This window comes from Paenibacillus sp. FSL H7-0918 (genome assembly GCF_038007025.1).
Taxonomy (GTDB): domain Bacteria; phylum Bacillota; class Bacilli; order Paenibacillales; family Paenibacillaceae; genus Paenibacillus_AQ; species Paenibacillus_AQ odorifer.
In genome coordinates this window covers 79,774-97,473 of sequence record NZ_JBBOWJ010000001.1, presented here as the reverse complement: position 1 = coordinate 97,473, position 17,700 = coordinate 79,774, and the positions used below count along the sequence as shown (strand labels likewise).

Below are 17,700 nucleotides of genomic sequence, written 5' to 3'. Positions count from 1 at the left end.
AGAAGTAAAGTACATGAAAATACATAATCCTTATAATTCAACGACAACGTCGTTTCTCATATAGTCTTTTTTGTAGGATAATGTAAAATAATGGAATTCATCTGTTGATTTATGAAGAACATGTTTGGTACATTTAAAGATACGAATAAGTAAAACTACAGCTTCGGAAAAGGATGGGGCAATTATGAGCGACAATGGGGAATTAACCTATAACGCCAAAAAATATCGTACACCGGATGGTGTTCCGGCCGACATTGTAATGTTTACACTTACCAAACGCGAGCGGAAGACGGTCACCAAGACGCTGCCTTTACGTGAGTTGAAGGTAATGTTAATTAGACGGAAAAAATGGCCATGTGCAGGCATGTGGGCTCTACCAGGCGGATTCTGTCAGGAAGATGAGTCTATATATGATGCTGCAACTCGTGAGCTGAAAGAAGAGACCGGTGTCGATGGAGGTCACTTAGAATATCTTGGGGTTTATAGTACACCTGGCCGCGACCCTCGGGGATGGATTATCAGCCATGCCTTTTTCGCTTTAGTAGAAGAGTGGATGCTGGAGCAAAGACAAGCTTCCGACGATGCGGGTGAAGTGGGTTTATTTACGTTACAGGAAGCGTTAGAAGAACTGGAGCTCGCTTTTGACCACCATGAAATCATCAAGGATGCATACGTACGTATCCAACAGCAAATGCTGCAGACAACGATAGCAAGACAGTTTTTGCCTAGGCATTTTACGCTAAGTGAGCTTTATCAGGTAATTCAGACAGTAGTGCCAGAATTTAAAGAACCAAATTTTATTCGTAAAATCACGTCAACACGTAGCCGTCAGGGTATATTAAAAGAAGTGAGAGATGAAGAGGGCAATGCACTCAGCTCCAATCAATACTCACAACGCCCGGCTCAGCTGTATATGTTTACAGATCACGAGCCATTGTTGTCCATTTATACGTAGTGTCTTAAATCAGGGGAGGGACGATTCTCATGAGAGCACTAATAGTAATTGACTTTACCAATGATTTTGTCGATGGGAATTTACCGGTTGGGCAGCCTGCAATCGATATCGAGCCAAGAATCAGCCAATTAACGTCTGAGTTTGTCCAAAATGGCGATTATGTTGTAATGGCTGTAGATTTACATGAAGACAATGATCCTTATCATCCCGAGAGTAAACTGTTTCCACCTCACAATGTACGAGGGACTAGAGGGCGGGAGCTTTATGGAAGTTTGAAAACTGTTTATGAAGCTGACCAGGATTCCATCTATTGGATGGACAAAACTCGATATAGCGCTTTTAGTGGAACTGATCTGGAGCTTAAGCTGCGGGAACGTGGCATTACTGACCTTCATTTGATTGGCGTATGTACAGATATATGTGTTTTGCACACTGCGGTGGATGCATATAACAAAGGTTTTACTATTACTGTGCACGAAGATGCGGTCGTCAGCTTCAACGCGGATGGACATAAATGGGCACTAAATCATTTCCGGGGAAGTTTAGGAGCAGACGTTGTTAAGGCATAATACTATAAAAAACATACACATACAGCAACGTGGATATTAGGAGATGAGGACTTGAAGAGAGAACTTGCGCTACATACAGATAAATATCAGATCAATATGATGTATGCTCACTGGGTGAATGGAAGCCATAAGCGAAAAGCTGTATTTGAAGCTTATTTCCGCAAATTGCCTTTCGGAAACGGCTATGCCGTGTTCGCAGGATTAGAGCGTATCGTGGGGTACATCGGCGGCTTGCGTTTCACCGAAGATGATATCCGTTACTTGTCGGAGCAAGAAGAAAATTACGCTCCTGCTTTTTTGGAAGAATTACTGCAATTTCATTTTCAGGGCAACGTTTATTCGATGAAAGAAGGGGCGTTGATTTTCCCGGATGAACCGCTAATCCGTGTGGAAGGGACGATCATGGAAGCGCAGCTGGTGGAGACCGCTATTCTGAACTTCATGAACTACCAGACGCTGATCGCTACGAAGGCTTCCCGAATCAAGCAGGTAGCTCCGAATGATGTACTCCTGGAGTTTGGTACCCGTCGGGCACAAGAAGCGGATGCGGCGGTCTGGGGCGCTAGAGCGGCCTATATCGGCGGCTTTGATGCAACCTCCAACATGCTGGCAGGTAAAATGTTTGGCATCCCTACCAAAGGTACACATGCTCATTCTTGGGTTCAGAGCTTCAGCAGTGAGCAGGAAGCTTTTGATGCTTATGCCAAGGTGATGCCTGATGAAGTTACACTATTAGTTGATACCTTCGATACGTTGCGCAGTGGTGTGCCGAATGCGATTAGAACCGCCAAAAAGCTTGAAGCTCAAGGTAAAAAGATGATCGGTATCCGCTTAGACAGCGGTGACTTGGCCTATCTATCCCGGCAGGCGCGGAACATGCTGGATGAAGCGGGGCTAGATTATGTGAAGATTGTGGCGTCCAACGATCTGGATGAGAATACAATCATGGATCTGAAGCTGCAAGGTGCAGCCATCGACACATGGGGTGTAGGCACACAATTGATTACGGCTTCGGATCAACCCTCTTTGGGTGGGGTCTATAAGCTGGTAGAAATTGAGTCCGCAACTGGAGAAATGGTACCGACAATCAAGATTTCTTCTAACCCTGAAAAAGTATCCACACCAGGCAGCAAGGACGTATTCCGGATTATCGGGAAAAATGGCAAAGCGCTAGCAGATTATATCTGCTTCCCGGAAGAGGAAGCTCCACGTAACGGCGGTCGGGTGAAGCTGTTTAATCCGCTGCATCCATACATGCACAAGTATGTGGAGCGTTATGAAGCGCTGCCTATGCTTGAGCCGATTTACGTGAACGGCTTCCAGGTCTATACTTTGCCGGATCTGAATGAAGTTCGCCGTTACCATCGGGAGCAGAAGGATCTGTTCTGGCCGGAATATCTGCGTAAGCTCAATCCAGAGGTGTACCGGGTGAATCTGAGTGAGAAGGTCTGGACCAGCAAGCAACAATTGATCGCGGAGCATATTCAGCCGGAGATCGAGTAGATTTTGTAGTTTCGATGGAAAGAAGCACGGGAAGATTAGATTCCCGTGCTTTTTTGCGTTTGGGTGAAGCCGACGTTTGGGTGAAGCTTGCGTTTGTTAACTTCGAACGCCGTGAGTTTATTTTCTGAAAGTATATTAAGCTAGTTTGTCCGCGTATATCTGATTTGGCTTTTGTTGCATTTTGTGCAACAGAACACTACTTAGAGTACATCGAGAAATTACCATATCCCCAAAAGAATTAGTAAATCCCTTAGAATGAGGCGCATCCGGTGTGAGTGGGCAAATCAACGGTATAAATCCCGCAGAATGAGGCGAATCCGGTGTGAGTAGGTAAATCAACGGTATATATACCGCAGAATGAGGCGCATCCGGTGCGAGTGGGCGAATCAACGGTATAAATCCCGCAGAATGAGGCGAATCCGATGCGAGTAGGCAAATCAACGGTATAAATCCCGCAGAATGAGGCGAATCCGGTGTGAGTGAGCAAATCAACGGTATAAATCCCGCAGAATGGGGCGAATCCGGTGCGAGTGGGCAAATCAACGGTATAAATCCCGCAGAATGAGGCGAATCCGGTGCGAGTGGGCAAATCAACGGTATAAATCCCGCAGAATGAGGCATATCCGGTGCGAGTGAGCAAATCAACGGTATAAATCCCGTAGAATGAGGCGAATCCGGTGTGAGTAGGTAAATCAACGGTATATATACCGCAGAATGAGGCGCATCCAGTACGAGGAGGCAAATCAACGGTATAAATCCCGCAGAATGAGGCGCATCCGGTGCGAGTAGGCAAATCAACGGTATAAATCCCGTAGAATGAGGCGCATCCGGTGTGAGTGAGCAAATCAACGGTATAAATCCCGCAGAATGAGGCGCATCCGGTGCGAGTAGGCAAATCAGCGGTATAAAACCCGCAGAATGAGGCGCATCCGGTGTGAGTGAGCGAATCAACGGTCCCATAAGAAAAGGTGTATCCCCGTTCTACGCAATCGCCAAGAACAATGGATACACCTTTTTTCATGTAAGTGCGAGATATATAGTTTAGTTCTTCTTTCGGAATTTAGCGAATGACCAGATGGTAAGCATCAGCAGGAAGCCCAGACATGTGCCTATGCTGATCCGGTTCTGAGTGTCGAAAAGGAAGGAAATCGTGATAACCGACAAACAGATAAGCGTCAAAATCGTAATATAAGGGAAACCCCACACTTTAAAGCTTGGCTCTTTAGGATAGGTTTTCCGCAGCTTCAGCTGTGATAGACAGATGCTGATCCATACCAAGCTTACTACGAAGCCGGGAACAGCCATCAGCAGCCGGAAAAGTCCATCCTGTGCGAAGTACGCTAACATAGAACCAACAAAAAGAACTATAGCGCAAAGTTTAAGACTGTTGATCGGCACACCTTTTGCTGAGGTCTTTGCTAAGCTACGTGGAGCTTCACCCTGTGAAGCCAAAGAGTGCAACATCCGTGTGGCGCCGTAGATACCAGAGTTAGCAGCAGAGAGCACAGCCGTAATCAGTATGAAGTTCATAACATGGTCAGCACCCTTAAGTCCTGTAGCTGCTAATACCTGCACAAAGGGGCTGGTATGCTCGTTAAGCTGATTCCAAGGAATTAACCCACAGATGATCAGAATTGGAATGGTGTAGAACAAAATAACACGTAAAATGAAGCTTTTGACAACTCTAGGCAACACTTTTTCTGCATCTTGAGTTTCTGTTAAAGTCAGTCCAATCAGCTCAGATCCGCCGTAGGAGAACATGACGACCAGAAGGGCAGAGAAGATAGGTGTCCAGCCTTGTGGGAATAATCCGCCATAATCCGTAAAATTACTTAAATAGGGAGTCCCTTCAGACATAGGCAATAGCCCAAACAATAATGCAGCTCCCAGAATAATAAAGATGATAATCATAGCTATTTTGATTCCTGCTAACCAAAACTCCGTCTCTCCATAACCGCTTACACTCATCATATTGATGCCAATAATTAAAGCACCACTTGCTAGACTCAGTAGCCATAATGGAACATCCGGTAACCAGTACTGCAAGAAGCTTCCTGCCGCCAGCACTTCGATTACGCAGACAGTCAACCACATGAAGCAATATAGCCAACCCACGATAAAGGAGAGCCGTTCTCCAAAAGCCTCGCGGATGAATTCCTTCATATTTTTGTTCGGGTATACCGTGGCCATTTCGGCAATTGCACCCATAACGACTAGTAGCAGCAAGCCTGCCAATACATAGGAGAGAACAACCCCTGGTCCAGCAATGCTTATCGTTTCAGAGCTTCCTTTAAAAATCCCCGTACCGATTACGCCGCCCATCGCCATAAAGCTGATATGCCGTGGAAGCAATTTTTTCTGTAATGATGCTTCGTTTGACTTCACATTTAATGCCTCCTAAGTAGGTTCAAAAAATTACACCAAGAATCAGTTTATCCTGAAATGGACTAGTTGAAAAGTATAAATGATACACATTTGTAGAAATAGAGGTGATTTTTCATCGGTGTGTGATATTTATCATGAAGAATGTGATGAATTTAACATCTTAATTTTTAATTTTATTGCTAAATGAAAGTAGATAAATAAGCTTAGGCAACACTTGGAAAATGCAAGATTTGTCACTTCGCGTCTTGCAAAATCAAGTTACAATCGTTGAAAAAGTCAAAAGGATATTATACTAGATGACATTCTGAAAGGGGCTATGTCGGTGGTACAGTTGCCAAAAGTGAACGAGCTCGGATTTTTTGAGATTCGTCTGGAGTCAATTGGAGGGTTGGGTGCGAACCTGGCTGGTAAAATGCTTGCAGAAGCAGGTGTTGTCGGTGCTGGAATGAATGGGGTCAGCTTTTCGTCATATGGTTCGGAGAAGAAGGGATCAGCGGTAAAAGCGCATATCCGGTTTTGTGATTTGAATACGCCTATTCGTGACACGTCTCCGGTTGAGCGTCCGCATGTTGTTGGGGTATTTCACGAAGCATTAGCAAAGACAGTTAACGTAATTAGCGGAATTTATGAACATAGCACAGTATTGGTGAACTCAGCAAAATCGCCGGAGGAATTGAAATCCTCCCTGAATATGATGGCAGGAACTATTGCAGTCGTTGATGCTACAACTATCGCCTTAGATGAGAAAAACCGCGTTAATATGGCGATGCTAGGCGCGTTGTTCCGGATGTGTGATTTCTTGGACCCTGAAATTATGAAAGGCGTTATAGAGAAATCACTAGGCAAAAAATATCCACAGGCAGTACAGTCAGCACTGACTACTTTCGACCGTGGATTTAATGAAGTTAAGTTTATGCATTTTCCACTGCCTGCGGGCGTGACAATGCCTGAGTTCGTGCGGTCTGATATTTCCGCATTGGGTTATGAAACACAGCCAATCGGCGGTACCATTACGAATCCTGGCAGCAGCTTTTTAAAGAACTTGAGCATTTCTCGCTCCGGTTTGCTGCCTCATTTTAAGCAGGAGGATTGTATTCATTGTGCGCAGTGCGATACGGTGTGTCCTGATCTGTGTTTTGTTTGGGATGAGCAGCCTGATAAGAAGGGACGTCCACAAATGTTCCTGCAAGGTATTGATTATCAATACTGCAAAGGCTGTTTAAAATGTGTAGAAGCTTGTCCTACAACTGCCTTGTCTGGCGAACGTGAGGAAGAGGGCTACGCAGAGAGTCATACGGTCCGGCATATTTTTGATCTCGTTACTGAGGCCTAATTAACGGAGGAAAGGTGGAATACACGTGGCTATAGATTATGAAAAAGAAGTAGGCTCTGCTAAAGTAGAGCAGAAATTCCTATATGAATCCGGCAATGAAATGGCGGCTTATGCTGCTCATCAGATAAATTATCATGTAATGGGGTATTTTCCGATTTCTCCATCGACAGAAGTAGCGCAATTTCTTGATACGATGAAAGCGAATGGCCAGCATGATATTATGCTGATTCCGTCAGATGGCGAGCATAGCTCTGCTGGTATCTGTTATGGCGCTTCAACGGCTGGCGGACGTGTATTTAATGCTACCAGTGCCCAAGGTTATATGTTCATGCTTGAGCAATTGCCTGTACAAGCTGGTACGCGTATGCCTATGGTTATGAATCTAATCTGCCGTTCGATCTCTGGACCGCTGAATATTCACGGGGACCATTCAGATTTGTATTTTGCTTTGAATACAGGTTGGCCTATTTTAATGTGCCGGGATCCACAATCTGTTTATGATATGAACCTAATGGCATTGAAGCTTGCGGAACATGCTAAAGTTCGTCTTCCGGTAATGGTGGCTTCAGATGGATATTTCACCTCCCACCAGAAACGCCGCGTTCAAGCTTTTACTCATCGGGAGGATGTTCATAAATTTGTTGGAAAGCAGCCTCCAACAGGCTTTACCGATACTTTAGACCGCAATAATCCGGTAACGGTTGGTCCTTATATGAACGAACCTGACTATATTAACAACCGCTATCAGCAGTCCGTAGCTATGTACAATGCGGGTGAAGTTTTTGAAGAAATTGCGAAGGAATTTGCTGAGTTAACCGGACGTCATTATCCAATGATCGAGGAATATCGGATGGAAGATGCTGAAGTAGCCGTATTCTTGATGAATTCTGCCTCTGAGATTATTAAGGATGTTGTGGATCAGCTTCGGTTGCAAGGGATCAAAGCCGGTGCAATCTCGCCGAATATGATCCGTCCTTTCCCGCAGAAGCAAATTGCTGAAGCGCTGAAAAATGTTAAAGCAATCACCGTTGGTGACCGTGCAGATTCTGTTGGCGGACATGGTGGTAACATGGTCAATGAAATCAAGGCAGCGCTGTTCACATATGGCAACACTACGACTAAAGTAATTAGCCGTATCTATGGTTTGGGTGGTAAGGACTTCTACGCAGAAGATGGTCATGCCTTTTTCCAATTAGCAATAGATGCTGTTGCTGCAGATCGAGTAGACATACCATTTGATTATTATGGCCACAATCCGGGTACACCAGATAAAGCTCCGCAACGTCTTCTGAAGCCAATGGACTTTGACTTACTGAAGACAGGCTTAATCACTGTGAAACAGGATGAAGCAACAGGCAAATTAAGCGTACGGATTCCGCCACTGCGCAGCTTAACGAAGAAACCTAAACGGCTCTCCCCAGGGCATGGTGCGTGTCCAGGTTGCGGGATTTTCTCAGGACTGGAGACTTTCTTCAAAGGGATTGAAGGGGATATCGTCGCACTTTATCATACAGGCTGTGCCATGGTAACGACTACGGGGTATCCGTATTCCTCCCATAAATCAACGTTTATCCATAATCTTTTCCAAAATGGAGCGGCTACCTTGTCCGGTGTCGTAGAGATGTTCTGGGAACGCAAACGTCGCGGTGAGCTGGATGGACTAGGGCTTAAAGAGGACTTTACGTTTGTTATGGTAACCGGAGATGGCGGTATGGACATCGGGATGGGACCGGCAATTGGAGCTGCACTGCGTGGTCACAAAATGATTATTGTAGAGTACGATAACGAGGGTTACATGAATACTGGAGCACAGCAGTCCTATTCGACACCACTGGGTCACCGTACTTCAACCTCCAGTATCGGCAAGCAGCAGCAAGGTAAAGTTACTCAGCATAAAGATACAGCACAAATTATGGCGGCTACTAACATTCCTTATGTCTTCACGGGTTCGGAGGCTTATCCGCAGGATCTGGTGAAAAAAGCGGCAAAAGCACAGTGGTACGCACAAAACGAAGGTTTGGTGTATGGTAAAATCCTGATCGCATGTCCGCTAAACTGGATGTCTGATGATAAGGAAGGCACGAACATCGTATCATTAGCTGTTGAGTCTTGCTTCTTCCCGTTATATGAAGTAGAGCATGGTTCTACGAATATCACATATAACCCTGAAGATAAGGGCAAACGTGTTGAGCTCTCAGCATGGCTGAAGACAATGGGTAAAACTCGTCATTTGTTGAAACCTGAGAATGAGCCAGCTTTACACAGCTTCGAAGAAGAAGTTGAGCGCCGTTGGAATCGTCTCAAGGCAAAACACGAACATCCTGACTTATAAGCTGTGTTTATCTCCAGTATATAAAATATGAAATAACCCGGCAGATTTGTCTGCCGGGTTATTTTGTGGTTAGGGAGCATTTGCGCGTAAGAAGCAGTTTTCGGACACCACTGATCTTAAACACAGCTTTCTCTCCCGTTTGAAATTCTAACGGACTCCATAGCAGTTATCGGCCCTAAAACTCCCAAAATGAACCCTTTTTGAAGGAATAGTGTCACTGGAGTCCGCGAAACTTTTGAAAAAGCTAAAAAACCAGCAAATAACGTCTCTTAGGTCCTATGTGTTAAAGACTTGGTCATTTACAGTTAGAATAAAGTCCAGTTTCCTTTTACTCTTGCATGTTGCTCTGCTCTAACCAGAAGATAGCGGGTACAAATGACAAGACAAGCACTACCTACGATTAAAGCGCCGAGAGCCCACCACCAGCTAGTACCGATATTATCGTATAACGCCCCGCGCACAAGAACCAGACTATATGTGAGTGGAAACAGAAGGGATAAACCCGTTGCCCATGCTGGGAATACTGCTGGTGGAATACGAACCCCGCCAAACAGCTCCATTGGTGCTTGAAAGATGTAATAGAGTAGCCCTGAATCCCTTGAGAAGAGAGATATCGCACACAGCAAAGCTCCCCATATAACCGCTGATATCATGATAAGTATTAATACAGGTATTAAGGCGCCCCAGTTAACAGTCGTTACGTCCGCAAGAAAAATGAAAGTCAGAATGGAGAAGCAAGCGAACATCCATATTCCGTGAAATAGTGAATATACGGAACGTCCATACAGGAAGGCCATTTTTGACGCTGGCGTTAGGAACACTACCTCAAGTGTGCCCCCTTTGCGTTCTTGTTCGAATAACCATGCGGCTTGCACAACCGTCCAGTATAACTGAAAGACGAGATATCCGCTCAGCAGAAAAAGGGGAATCCGTCCATCTGGTATTACTGTTGAGAGTGCTGATCCTGCTCCGGTTCTAAAGGGCTGCATAGTAAAGTAGGTGGTTAAAAAGGTGAGCGCCGGCCAGAGTAGAAGTGAAAAAAACACTGCGCGTCCCTTAACTCTATTTCGATGCTGCTTAGTGATCTCCGCGCTAAGGGTAAACCATAAGCTATGTAAGTTCATGATACCCTTCCTTCCGAAAGGAGGATAATCGCATCCTCCAAAGTAGGTTTTTCGGATGCGAAGCTTTTAATGCTAAGCCCCTGCTCAGTAGTCCATGGCAGGAGCTCTGTAATGATCCTATCAGCCGAAGGTGTCTTTACAGAAATGCGCTGCAGTCCATCATTTTGAAGTTCTAGTTTTTCTGTTGCGCAGACACCCATTAATTCCGCAGGCTGAGTAAATGTTCGTAGATGCTCTAGTAGCTTGGGACGAAGTGATTCATGCCAGCCTGTAACCTCTAAATGAGCAGTTTGCGAGCCTGCAACCTGATGGACAATCCGCTCAGGTTTGTCACAGAGCAGAAGCTCGCCTCGATTCAGTACATAAACTCGGTCACATAGTTCTTCGACCTCCTGTAAATAATGGCTGGTCAGAAGGATACCCTTTCCACTGTCCAGTGCAAGCTTTCTTATCGTACTGCGAAGCTGCCTGGCAATAGGGGCATCAAGGCCAAGTGTGGGCTCATCTAGAAATAAGTATTGTGGGTCGTTGATAAGTCCGCGGGCGATTTGCAGCCGTTGCTTCATCCCTTTAGAATATTGTTCAACGGGTTGGTCAGCAGCTTGGGTCAAACCCACTTCCTCCAGAAGACGTCCTGCTTCTCTAGCGATGTGAGGGCTGTTCATTCCATAGAGTTTACCGAAGTATTCAAGATTCTCTCTACCAGTGAGCCGCCAGTACAACATTCGTTCTCCTCCGGCGATCATATTTACTTTTTGCTGAATGGCCTGTCGATTCTTGTGTAGTGACATTCCATCGACTTCAATACTGCCGGAGGTTGGCTCTAGGAGAGTAGAAAGCATACGTATTGTAGTGGTTTTTCCAGCGCCATTTAGACCGAGAAGACCTACGATTTCCCCCGCAGCGATATCTAAAGATAGTGATTTCACTGCTGTCACTGATCTTTTTTCCGAACGGAACCAGCTCAGTTTATGTTTGCTCTCGTAAATCTTAGTAACTTCATGCATATTAATCAATGGTTTCACTCCTCCAAGGTTTTAGAATCGTTCGAACAACCCGCGCTCTATGCGCCGGTTTGTCCATTGACCAACCGTTATGTATACAACACTAAGCAGTATGATTGGCCATATGTCAGGTAATCGTATTGCTTCTCCAGTTAGCAGCGAGCCTCGAAGGAGTTGTAGCGCATAGGTCAATGGGAAAATCTCACCTATAACCTGCAAGTAGTCAGGCAAGTATTGCCTTGGAAACTGAAATCCACACAGTAGAGCAGTTAGCGTAAATAGAGTATTTTGCACAATGAAGGTGTCCCTTGTATAAAGCATAATGCTTCCTAGCACCAGCGCCATCGCATAACACGATAGTAAAAATAGCAAAATTCCCACGAGGACAGATATGAAGTGAACAGAGGGGAGTCGAAGTCCTGCCAAAAGGCCAAAGAAGAGAACCACCAGCAATTCCGCCCCACTTCGATACAACTGCTGGACAGCGTTTCCTAGAAAATAACCGCTCCGGCTTGAAGGGGAGAGCAACAGTGCCTCAAGTGTACCTTCCCTCCATTCGGTAATAAGTGCCCTGGATACATTCATCATCATACTGACGGAAAATATACTGAGCATACCTCCAATAATTACATAGGTCAGATAGTCCTCACTGCCACTATAGATAGCAAATTTTGAATCTATATCCCCTTTGATTAGATACACATAAGAAAAATAAGAGATGATGACTAGATAAACTCCATCAATAATGTGCCCGAATGTAAAGGTCCAGGGAAAGGCTCTAAGATTAGATTTTTGGTTTCTTTTTAGGGTTGCGATAGCGATATGCCACATATGTACTCACACCTTTCATTAACCTCATTGTTCAAGGTACTGCCTTTGCAGGATGAGCAGATTATCAAAGACTTCTTTGTTGACTGAATAAAATAAATAGTTCCCTTTTCGCTGTGATTGGGTAAATCCTGCTTCACTTAGTTGTTTTAGCTGTTTAGAGACCGCAGCTTCAGAAATACCCAATATTGGCGCAAGCTGCTTGGTACAATGCGGCCCTTTCCACAGCAGTTTCAGAATTCGCATCCGCGTTTCATCACTTAAAGCTTTGAGTTGGCGCAACAGGTCACTCGGCGGTCCCTCACTAAAGGCAAGACCGGGAACATCCACCGTGAGAGGCAAAAATAAAGTGTCCTCGAACCAGCCAACAAGCAGATGCGGAAATATGAATGTAGAAGGAAAAACGTACACTTGTCCAAGCTGGTCATAAGGAAAGTAATACGTTACAGCCTTTTGTACTGTCAGAGTCCCGTTCTCTGAGAGGAGGCGTGGGTGGAGCGTATTTAGTGCCTTTTCCGGGGAACGACTGGCTAAGTCTTGAAACTGAGCGGCTGAGATGTTCATAAATGGTTCAATATAGTCCCATTCCTGCCCGAAATAATCATGTTCGTATGTAATTAATGTTGAGATTAACAGCTTGCGAACACTAGCCAGATTGTTTATCAGGTACTTCACGTTTCCACTCAACTTCATCAGCGAACGTTTGCTTTCCGATTCATTCAGCCATTCGACTATGGTACTTAGTGCAATTTCTTGATTCATAAATAGATACACTAGCTCTGCATCCGGAAGTTTTTTGAGTAGGGTGATTCCTTGATTGCAAGAAATAGGGACACCCATACGGTCCGGTAAATCTAGCAGAGCGATCCAACGTTCTGACAACTGCCCAAGTGTGTGGATGTTCTCCTGTAGAGCAAGAGGCATTCTTTTCTTGAGCTCCAAAGCCCATTGTAATCTTGTTGGATGGTGTTCTGGTTGATGGAAGACATGCAGACTGCATAATAACTCATGAAAAGGACTGACGACCGTTTTGATCTTTCGATTTAAAGTTTGGAGTGAGCTCATCTCTTTCCTTTCCGATTAACTGTTTGGTTAATCAAAAACCACTTTCGCGTAAAGTGTTCAAAATTATAGGGGGAATGGTCAGGATTGTCAAATCTTTTATGCAGAAAAAAGCGAGAGCACATCTCCATGTGTTGGACATGGATGTTTCTCTCACTTATAGGATTCTTTTAATAGAGTTATGAAGTAGAGTTTTATCTTCTGCCTCTAGGCATCATGGAGTTATCGCACATGATATCTTTAACAGAATAGGTGTAGCAATGGCGAGGAACTGGGACACAGTGATGGCGTCTAACGATTTCTACCGGGTGAATAACATTCACAACTTGAGGGTGGTAATAATCTTGATAAACCACCTTAGGTGGGTCAGTGACAGTTTGGGCCGGACATTTTGGACATTCTTCTGACATTTCCTTCAGCTCCTTTGTGTGTGAACTTACCGTATTATACGCACAGAACAAAGGTATGCTTGGTTATTTGTCTAGTTTATAAAAAAATGGGTGGGATTATTGTTTGTATATCTCTCGCATTACATGACGAAGCTCCGGGATAATTAGCCGTTCCATAGCCAATTTAACGGCTCCAGTGGAGCCGGGCATAGAAAAAATAGCTGTGTTGCCAATCGTACCTGCAATTGCTCGACTAAGGATTGCCGCCGAACCTATATCTTCTGTGTAGCTTAACATTCGAAAAATCTCACCGAAGCCCGGCAGCGTTTTATCCAGCAAGGATGAAACTGCTTCGTAGGTGGTATCACGGGGAGAAATTCCTGTTCCACCCGTGAGCAGTACGGCTTCAACTCCAGTGTGATCAGCGTTTTTATAGAGTAGTTCACGAATGTCTTGATAGTTGTCTTTGATAATGGTACGGCCTATAACTTCATAACCGGCAGTCTCAAGCATGGATTGGATTAAAGCTCCACCGGTATCTGTTTCAGTAGTTCTGGTGTCTGAGACGGTAATGATATAGCAGGAAACGGACTGTGGTGCTTCCTTCCGATGTTCTTCAACGGATGACAATGAGATCAGCTCCTAAATTAGAGATGTTCTCATGATAGGGTATGGGGGAAGCAAAGACAAGTTTCGTTATCCAGCGCTAATCTTTTGAGGATATAGGGGTGCCGCTTGCGTGCTTTGGCATCATGTAGTAAACTCGCTACCATACCCGTAATTTGCAAGGAGCGATGAATCATGGAACAGGTTGTACCTGTGTATATATTGTCAGGATTTCTGGGAAGCGGCAAAACTACCCTGCTGCAGCGCCTGCTGGAACATTGGAAAGATAAGGGCTTACGCCCGGCAGTAGTGATGAATGAGCTGGGTGAAGTGAATCTGGATGGGCTGCTGGTTGAGCAAACCGTTCCTATGGCAGAGCTGCTCGGCGGCTGTATCTGCTGTTCTATTCGAGGGGATCTCAGCACAGAGCTAACAACTCTTATCAAGAAGGAATCACCTGATGTTGTTGTTATTGAGGCCACAGGTGCGGCGAACCCGCTGGAAATTGTAGATGGCGTAACCGAAACTTCACTGTATCAAAAAGTAGAGCTGAAAAGCTTGATCACCGTCGTTGACGCCGCGCATCTGCTCGAATTGTACCGTGCGCAGCAGGGCGCAACCTATCGACTGATGCAGGAGCAAATTCGCTGCGCCTCTGTTTTGATTCTGAATAAAACTGACCGTGTCTCAGCAGATGAAGCGGAAGAGATCACAACCGTTCTGCGAAAATGGAATTCTTATGCACCGATTATGCCAGCGGAGCGTTGTGAGATCGACACAGAGGAGCTCCTGCGTAGCGCAGGTGGAGTTCTTACGGATACACAGCTTGAAGAGAGAGACAGCGAAAGCCATGTGCATGAGGAAGCTCTGCAATCTTCAGGAGCCACCCACGCTTCCCACGATCACGTGATGGCATACACACATTACTTCAAACGACCTGTCAACAGCGAGACCTTTGAACAGTTCGTCAAGGAGCTTCCGCGTGATGTTTATAGGGCTAAAGGCATTGTGACCTTTAATGACACCTCCAGTCGCTTTCTTTTTCAATATGCTTACCGTGAAGCTGATTTTATGAAAATCACACCTCAAGGTGAAGTGCCAGACGTAGCTGTATTTATCGGGGAACATTTCTCATCCAGTGAGTTACGCACGAAGCTGCTGGAGATGGAAGGACGTATTTTAGTTCGGCCTGGAACGATCAAAAGAAGCCTGTAATCCGTTCTGCTTCAGAAGAAGCTGTGGTTCATTCCTAATCTTGTAGGTTAATAGTAAGGCATACCATTAAAAATGCAGGAGGTTGAAGGCTATGACCCGAATTCAATATCAGGAGTGCATTGACGCTTGTCTCGAAAGTATGAATGCCTGTAACTACAGCTATGTCTCAAGCCTAAAAGAATATGATCTTGCATCTCTTCGTGAGAGCATGCGGCTCGATCGTGAATGTGCGGATATTTGTTCTTATGCCATTCAAGCAATGACCCGTCAAAGTCCGTTTGTATCTGGAATTCTAAAACTATGTGCAGAAATATGTGAAGCATGCGCGGATGAAAGCAGCAAGCATATACATAATCACTGCCAAGAATGTATTAATGCATGCCGTAAAGCTGCAGAGGCATGCCGTTTGATTAGCGATGCTGTTGAGGTATATGCGTAAATCGTATAACTTAACTCTCATATATGAACTAATAGCCAGACTGTTGCTGTAGAAATATAGCAATAGTCTGGTTTTTTATATCCAGGTCTGTTTGATTCATGCTATTGGTAGAAAAATAGGGGAGAAATACTGGATTGAAAGTAAATTTTAGAAAGGGCTGCTATGGCAGTTCTTTCTTTTTTTTGATTCCTAGAAGAGGAAATTCGTAGGGAACCGGAGAATTAACAGTAGATATGAAGGGAGAATGTTAAGTGGCGAACTTAGTAGATCGTAACTTTGCCGGCGGTAGTATAGGTGTTGCTACTTCCCTAATTGAATTAGAGCAGATCAGTAAACAGTATGGACGCCGACCCGTATTGGAGGATGTATCGTTCACTATTGAAAAGGGAACTGTAACAGCTCTGATCGGACGAAACGGATCCGGCAAAAGTACCCTGTTGTCAATCTTAGCTGGACTTGTCCACATTTCCTCAGGAAAGCTGAGTTGTAAGGATCCAAATCTGAGAATTGGTTATGCACCTGAGATGTTTCCAGGGTTGAAGCTGACCCCAGAACAGTACTTGCGAAGTATGGGTCAGATTAGCGGCCTTGCGCCAGTCCGGATCGAACAGGAGCTAACAACGTTATTTCAACTTTTTAAACTGGAGCACTTTCGCAAGCAGTCGATGCTAAATTTCTCCAAAGGAATGCTGCAAAAAATTAATTTGATTCAAAGCTTGTTGGGAAGTCCCTCGTTGCTGCTTCTTGATGAACCTATGTCGGGCCTTGATCTCCCCTCAATGAATAAGTTAGCTGATCTTCTCATCGTTTTGAGAAATAAGGGGACTGCTATAGTCTTCTCTGTACATGAACCCCAATGGATTGAATTGCTTGCGGATCAGGTTCATGTGATACATGAAGGGAAAATTGTAAAGTCAATTCAGGGGTCAGAGAAGCTAAACATAAAACCCTCTACATACATACTATTGTCTAATCTGTCGATTCAGAAACTGCAGCAATTGAAGGAAATGGCAGGTTTCATTTCAATAAATACGTTTAAGGATAGTTGTAACATAGAACGTACGGCGTTGACAGTAACAAGTTCAGAAACAGATACTTTTTTGCGGGTTATCTTGGAGTCGGGTGGTTCAATACAATCGGTAGAACCTCGCGGAGGATCGCATGACTTAGAAAAATGGATGAATCCTAGGAGTTGAACAGGGGGTCTTACGTGTATCCGTTTATCGTTTACATGCTGCGAAGTTATACTCGATCTCAGCGTTATTTCGGCCCGTTAGCAGGGATTGTGATTGCAGTCTTGATATTGTATTCTTATAAGCCCAATCCAGTTATGAATAGCTATGCCGCTACAGCAGTAATGCTCTTTATAAGCTGCGCTTGGATGAGTCTTAGCTTTTTGAATCATGAGCACGCTGTTCATCGGCAGATTGCAGTTGTTCACATGCGAAGTGCGGCTAAACATAGTGCAGGTGGTATCTTAACGCTTGCATTTCTAACGCTGCTGCTAGATCTATTGATTGTCCTTTATCCTTGGGTAACGGGTCATTTTGCAGAATCACCCGGGGGATATCGGTTAATTCTCGCGCTCATAGGACATGGATTATTGGGTATGCTTGGTGTGGCTATTGCCCTATTCTTTCAATCTTCTTGGGTTCAAAAAGGCAGTCATGCGACAGGTATGTTGTTAGCTATCGTTATACTATCACTGGGCGGAGCACAAATCAGCGAAAGTTTGCCTGGTATATTTCATTTTTTGATCTGGTTGTTGCCGCCAGTAACTCCTGTAATGGAGGCCATGATGAAAGCTGATACATTGTCATTAGCGGAGGTGTTAGGTTCCTTTGCACAAGCATTAGTATATATAACACTGCTTATCGGTTTTTATTTGTACAGATCAAGACAGAGGGATTACAACAAAACATAACTTGTATAGATAAAAGGAACAAGGATACAGAA

The 17,700-nt window shown here is 44.7% G+C and carries 16 protein-coding genes; 9 read left to right on the top strand and 7 right to left on the bottom strand.

The annotated features are described in order from the left end of the window. The first annotated feature begins 184 nt into the window (after positions 1 to 184). Genes MHI15_RS00610 through MHI15_RS00600 form a run of 3 tightly spaced genes read left to right on the top strand, consistent with a single transcriptional unit; the run spans position 185 to position 3,027 of the window. Complete coding sequence (locus tag MHI15_RS00610) at positions 185 to 955, top strand: NUDIX domain-containing protein (RefSeq protein WP_036688055.1); 771 nt, start codon at positions 185 to 187, stop codon at positions 953 to 955. Between the two features lie 29 nt (positions 956 to 984). Next, complete coding sequence (locus tag MHI15_RS00605; protein WP_341164010.1) at positions 985 to 1,524, top strand: cysteine hydrolase family protein; 540 nt, start codon at positions 985 to 987, stop codon at positions 1,522 to 1,524. A 51-nt stretch (positions 1,525 to 1,575) separates the two neighbouring features. Then, complete coding sequence (locus MHI15_RS00600) at positions 1,576 to 3,027, top strand: nicotinate phosphoribosyltransferase (RefSeq protein ID WP_341164009.1); 1,452 nt, start codon at positions 1,576 to 1,578, stop codon at positions 3,025 to 3,027. 250 nt (positions 3,028 to 3,277) lie between these two features. On the opposite strand, the gene MHI15_RS00595 is transcribed toward MHI15_RS00600, so the two are convergent. Then, positions 3,278 to 4,048: a hypothetical protein gene (locus MHI15_RS00595; protein WP_341164008.1), complete on the bottom strand. Its 771-nt coding sequence runs from the start codon at positions 4,046 to 4,048 to the stop codon at positions 3,278 to 3,280. Positions 4,049 to 4,068: 20 nt separating this feature from the next. Continuing rightward, complete coding sequence (locus tag MHI15_RS00590) at positions 4,069 to 5,412, bottom strand: amino acid permease (protein ID WP_036688050.1); 1,344 nt, start codon at positions 5,410 to 5,412, stop codon at positions 4,069 to 4,071. A gap of 322 nt (positions 5,413 to 5,734) precedes the next feature. On the opposite strand from MHI15_RS00590, the gene MHI15_RS00585 reads away from it, so the two are divergent. Together MHI15_RS00585 and MHI15_RS00580 are read left to right on the top strand one after the other, a co-directional pair. Beyond that, complete coding sequence (locus MHI15_RS00585) at positions 5,735 to 6,745, top strand: 2-oxoacid:acceptor oxidoreductase family protein (protein WP_038571642.1); 1,011 nt, start codon at positions 5,735 to 5,737, stop codon at positions 6,743 to 6,745. A gap of 25 nt (positions 6,746 to 6,770) precedes the next feature. Then, entirely contained in the window at positions 6,771 to 9,077 is a 2,307-nt protein-coding gene (locus tag MHI15_RS00580; RefSeq protein ID WP_341164007.1) for a thiamine pyrophosphate-dependent enzyme, read from the top strand. Between the two features lie 305 nt (positions 9,078 to 9,382). On the opposite strand, the gene MHI15_RS00575 is transcribed toward MHI15_RS00580, so the two are convergent. The 5 genes from MHI15_RS00575 to MHI15_RS00555 all read right to left on the bottom strand — a co-directional run bounded on the left by MHI15_RS00575 (position 9,383) and on the right by MHI15_RS00555 (position 14,120). Next, positions 9,383 to 10,201, bottom strand: a complete 819-nt coding sequence (locus MHI15_RS00575; protein ID WP_076280040.1) for an ABC transporter permease — start codon at positions 10,199 to 10,201, stop codon at positions 9,383 to 9,385. Continuing rightward, positions 10,198 to 11,208, bottom strand: a complete 1,011-nt coding sequence (locus MHI15_RS00570) for an ABC transporter ATP-binding protein (protein ID WP_076219896.1) — start codon at positions 11,206 to 11,208, stop codon at positions 10,198 to 10,200. The genes MHI15_RS00575 and MHI15_RS00570 overlap by 4 nt, the downstream gene beginning before the upstream one ends. Positions 11,209 to 11,238: 30 nt before the next feature. After that, a complete protein-coding gene (locus tag MHI15_RS00565; protein WP_341164006.1) occupies positions 11,239 to 12,036 on the bottom strand; it encodes an ABC transporter permease in 798 nt (265 codons plus the stop codon). A gap of 24 nt (positions 12,037 to 12,060) precedes the next feature. Next, positions 12,061 to 13,098: an ArsR/SmtB family transcription factor gene (locus tag MHI15_RS00560; RefSeq protein ID WP_081387284.1), complete on the bottom strand. Its 1,038-nt coding sequence runs from the start codon at positions 13,096 to 13,098 to the stop codon at positions 12,061 to 12,063. A gap of 503 nt (positions 13,099 to 13,601) precedes the next feature. After that, complete coding sequence (locus tag MHI15_RS00555) at positions 13,602 to 14,120, bottom strand: MogA/MoaB family molybdenum cofactor biosynthesis protein (RefSeq protein ID WP_341164502.1); 519 nt, start codon at positions 14,118 to 14,120, stop codon at positions 13,602 to 13,604. 165 nt (positions 14,121 to 14,285) lie between these two features. Between MHI15_RS00555 and MHI15_RS00550 the strand changes: the two genes are divergently transcribed. The 4 genes from MHI15_RS00550 (at position 14,286) to MHI15_RS00535 (ending at position 17,668) form a co-directional block, all read left to right on the top strand. Then, positions 14,286 to 15,305, top strand: a complete 1,020-nt coding sequence (locus MHI15_RS00550) for a CobW family GTP-binding protein (protein WP_341164005.1) — start codon at positions 14,286 to 14,288, stop codon at positions 15,303 to 15,305. Positions 15,306 to 15,396: 91 nt separating this feature from the next. Beyond that, complete coding sequence (locus tag MHI15_RS00545; RefSeq protein WP_036688030.1) at positions 15,397 to 15,744, top strand: four-helix bundle copper-binding protein; 348 nt, start codon at positions 15,397 to 15,399, stop codon at positions 15,742 to 15,744. Between the two features lie 251 nt (positions 15,745 to 15,995). After that, on the top strand, positions 15,996 to 16,940 hold the full coding sequence (locus MHI15_RS00540) for an ABC transporter ATP-binding protein (RefSeq protein WP_340010382.1): 945 nt from the start codon (positions 15,996 to 15,998) through the stop codon (positions 16,938 to 16,940). A gap of 14 nt (positions 16,941 to 16,954) precedes the next feature. Further along, a complete protein-coding gene (locus MHI15_RS00535) occupies positions 16,955 to 17,668 on the top strand; it encodes a hypothetical protein (RefSeq protein ID WP_340010381.1) in 714 nt (237 codons plus the stop codon). Positions 17,669 to 17,700 lie beyond the last annotated feature (32 nt).

Excerpts from the sequence above, each read along its gene's own strand:
- MHI15_RS00575 (WP_076280040.1), bottom strand. The coding sequence starts at position 10,201 with ATGAACTTACATAGCTTATGGTTTACCCTTAGCGCGGAGATCACTAAG.
- MHI15_RS00565 (WP_341164006.1), bottom strand. The coding sequence starts at position 12,036 with ATGTGGCATATCGCTATCGCAACCCTAAAAAGAAACCAAAAATCTAAT.
- MHI15_RS00560 (WP_081387284.1), bottom strand. The coding sequence starts at position 13,098 with ATGAGCTCACTCCAAACTTTAAATCGAAAGATCAAAACGGTCGTCAGT.
- MHI15_RS00595 (WP_341164008.1), bottom strand. The coding sequence starts at position 4,048 with ATGAAAAAAGGTGTATCCATTGTTCTTGGCGATTGCGTAGAACGGGGA.
- MHI15_RS00605 (WP_341164010.1), top strand. The coding sequence starts at position 985 with ATGAGAGCACTAATAGTAATTGACTTTACCAATGATTTTGTCGATGGG.
- MHI15_RS00570 (WP_076219896.1), bottom strand. The coding sequence starts at position 11,208 with ATGCATGAAGTTACTAAGATTTACGAGAGCAAACATAAACTGAGCTGG.
- MHI15_RS00550 (WP_341164005.1), top strand. The coding sequence starts at position 14,286 with ATGGAACAGGTTGTACCTGTGTATATATTGTCAGGATTTCTGGGAAGC.
- MHI15_RS00545 (WP_036688030.1), top strand. The coding sequence starts at position 15,397 with ATGACCCGAATTCAATATCAGGAGTGCATTGACGCTTGTCTCGAAAGT.
- MHI15_RS00610 (WP_036688055.1), top strand. The coding sequence starts at position 185 with ATGAGCGACAATGGGGAATTAACCTATAACGCCAAAAAATATCGTACA.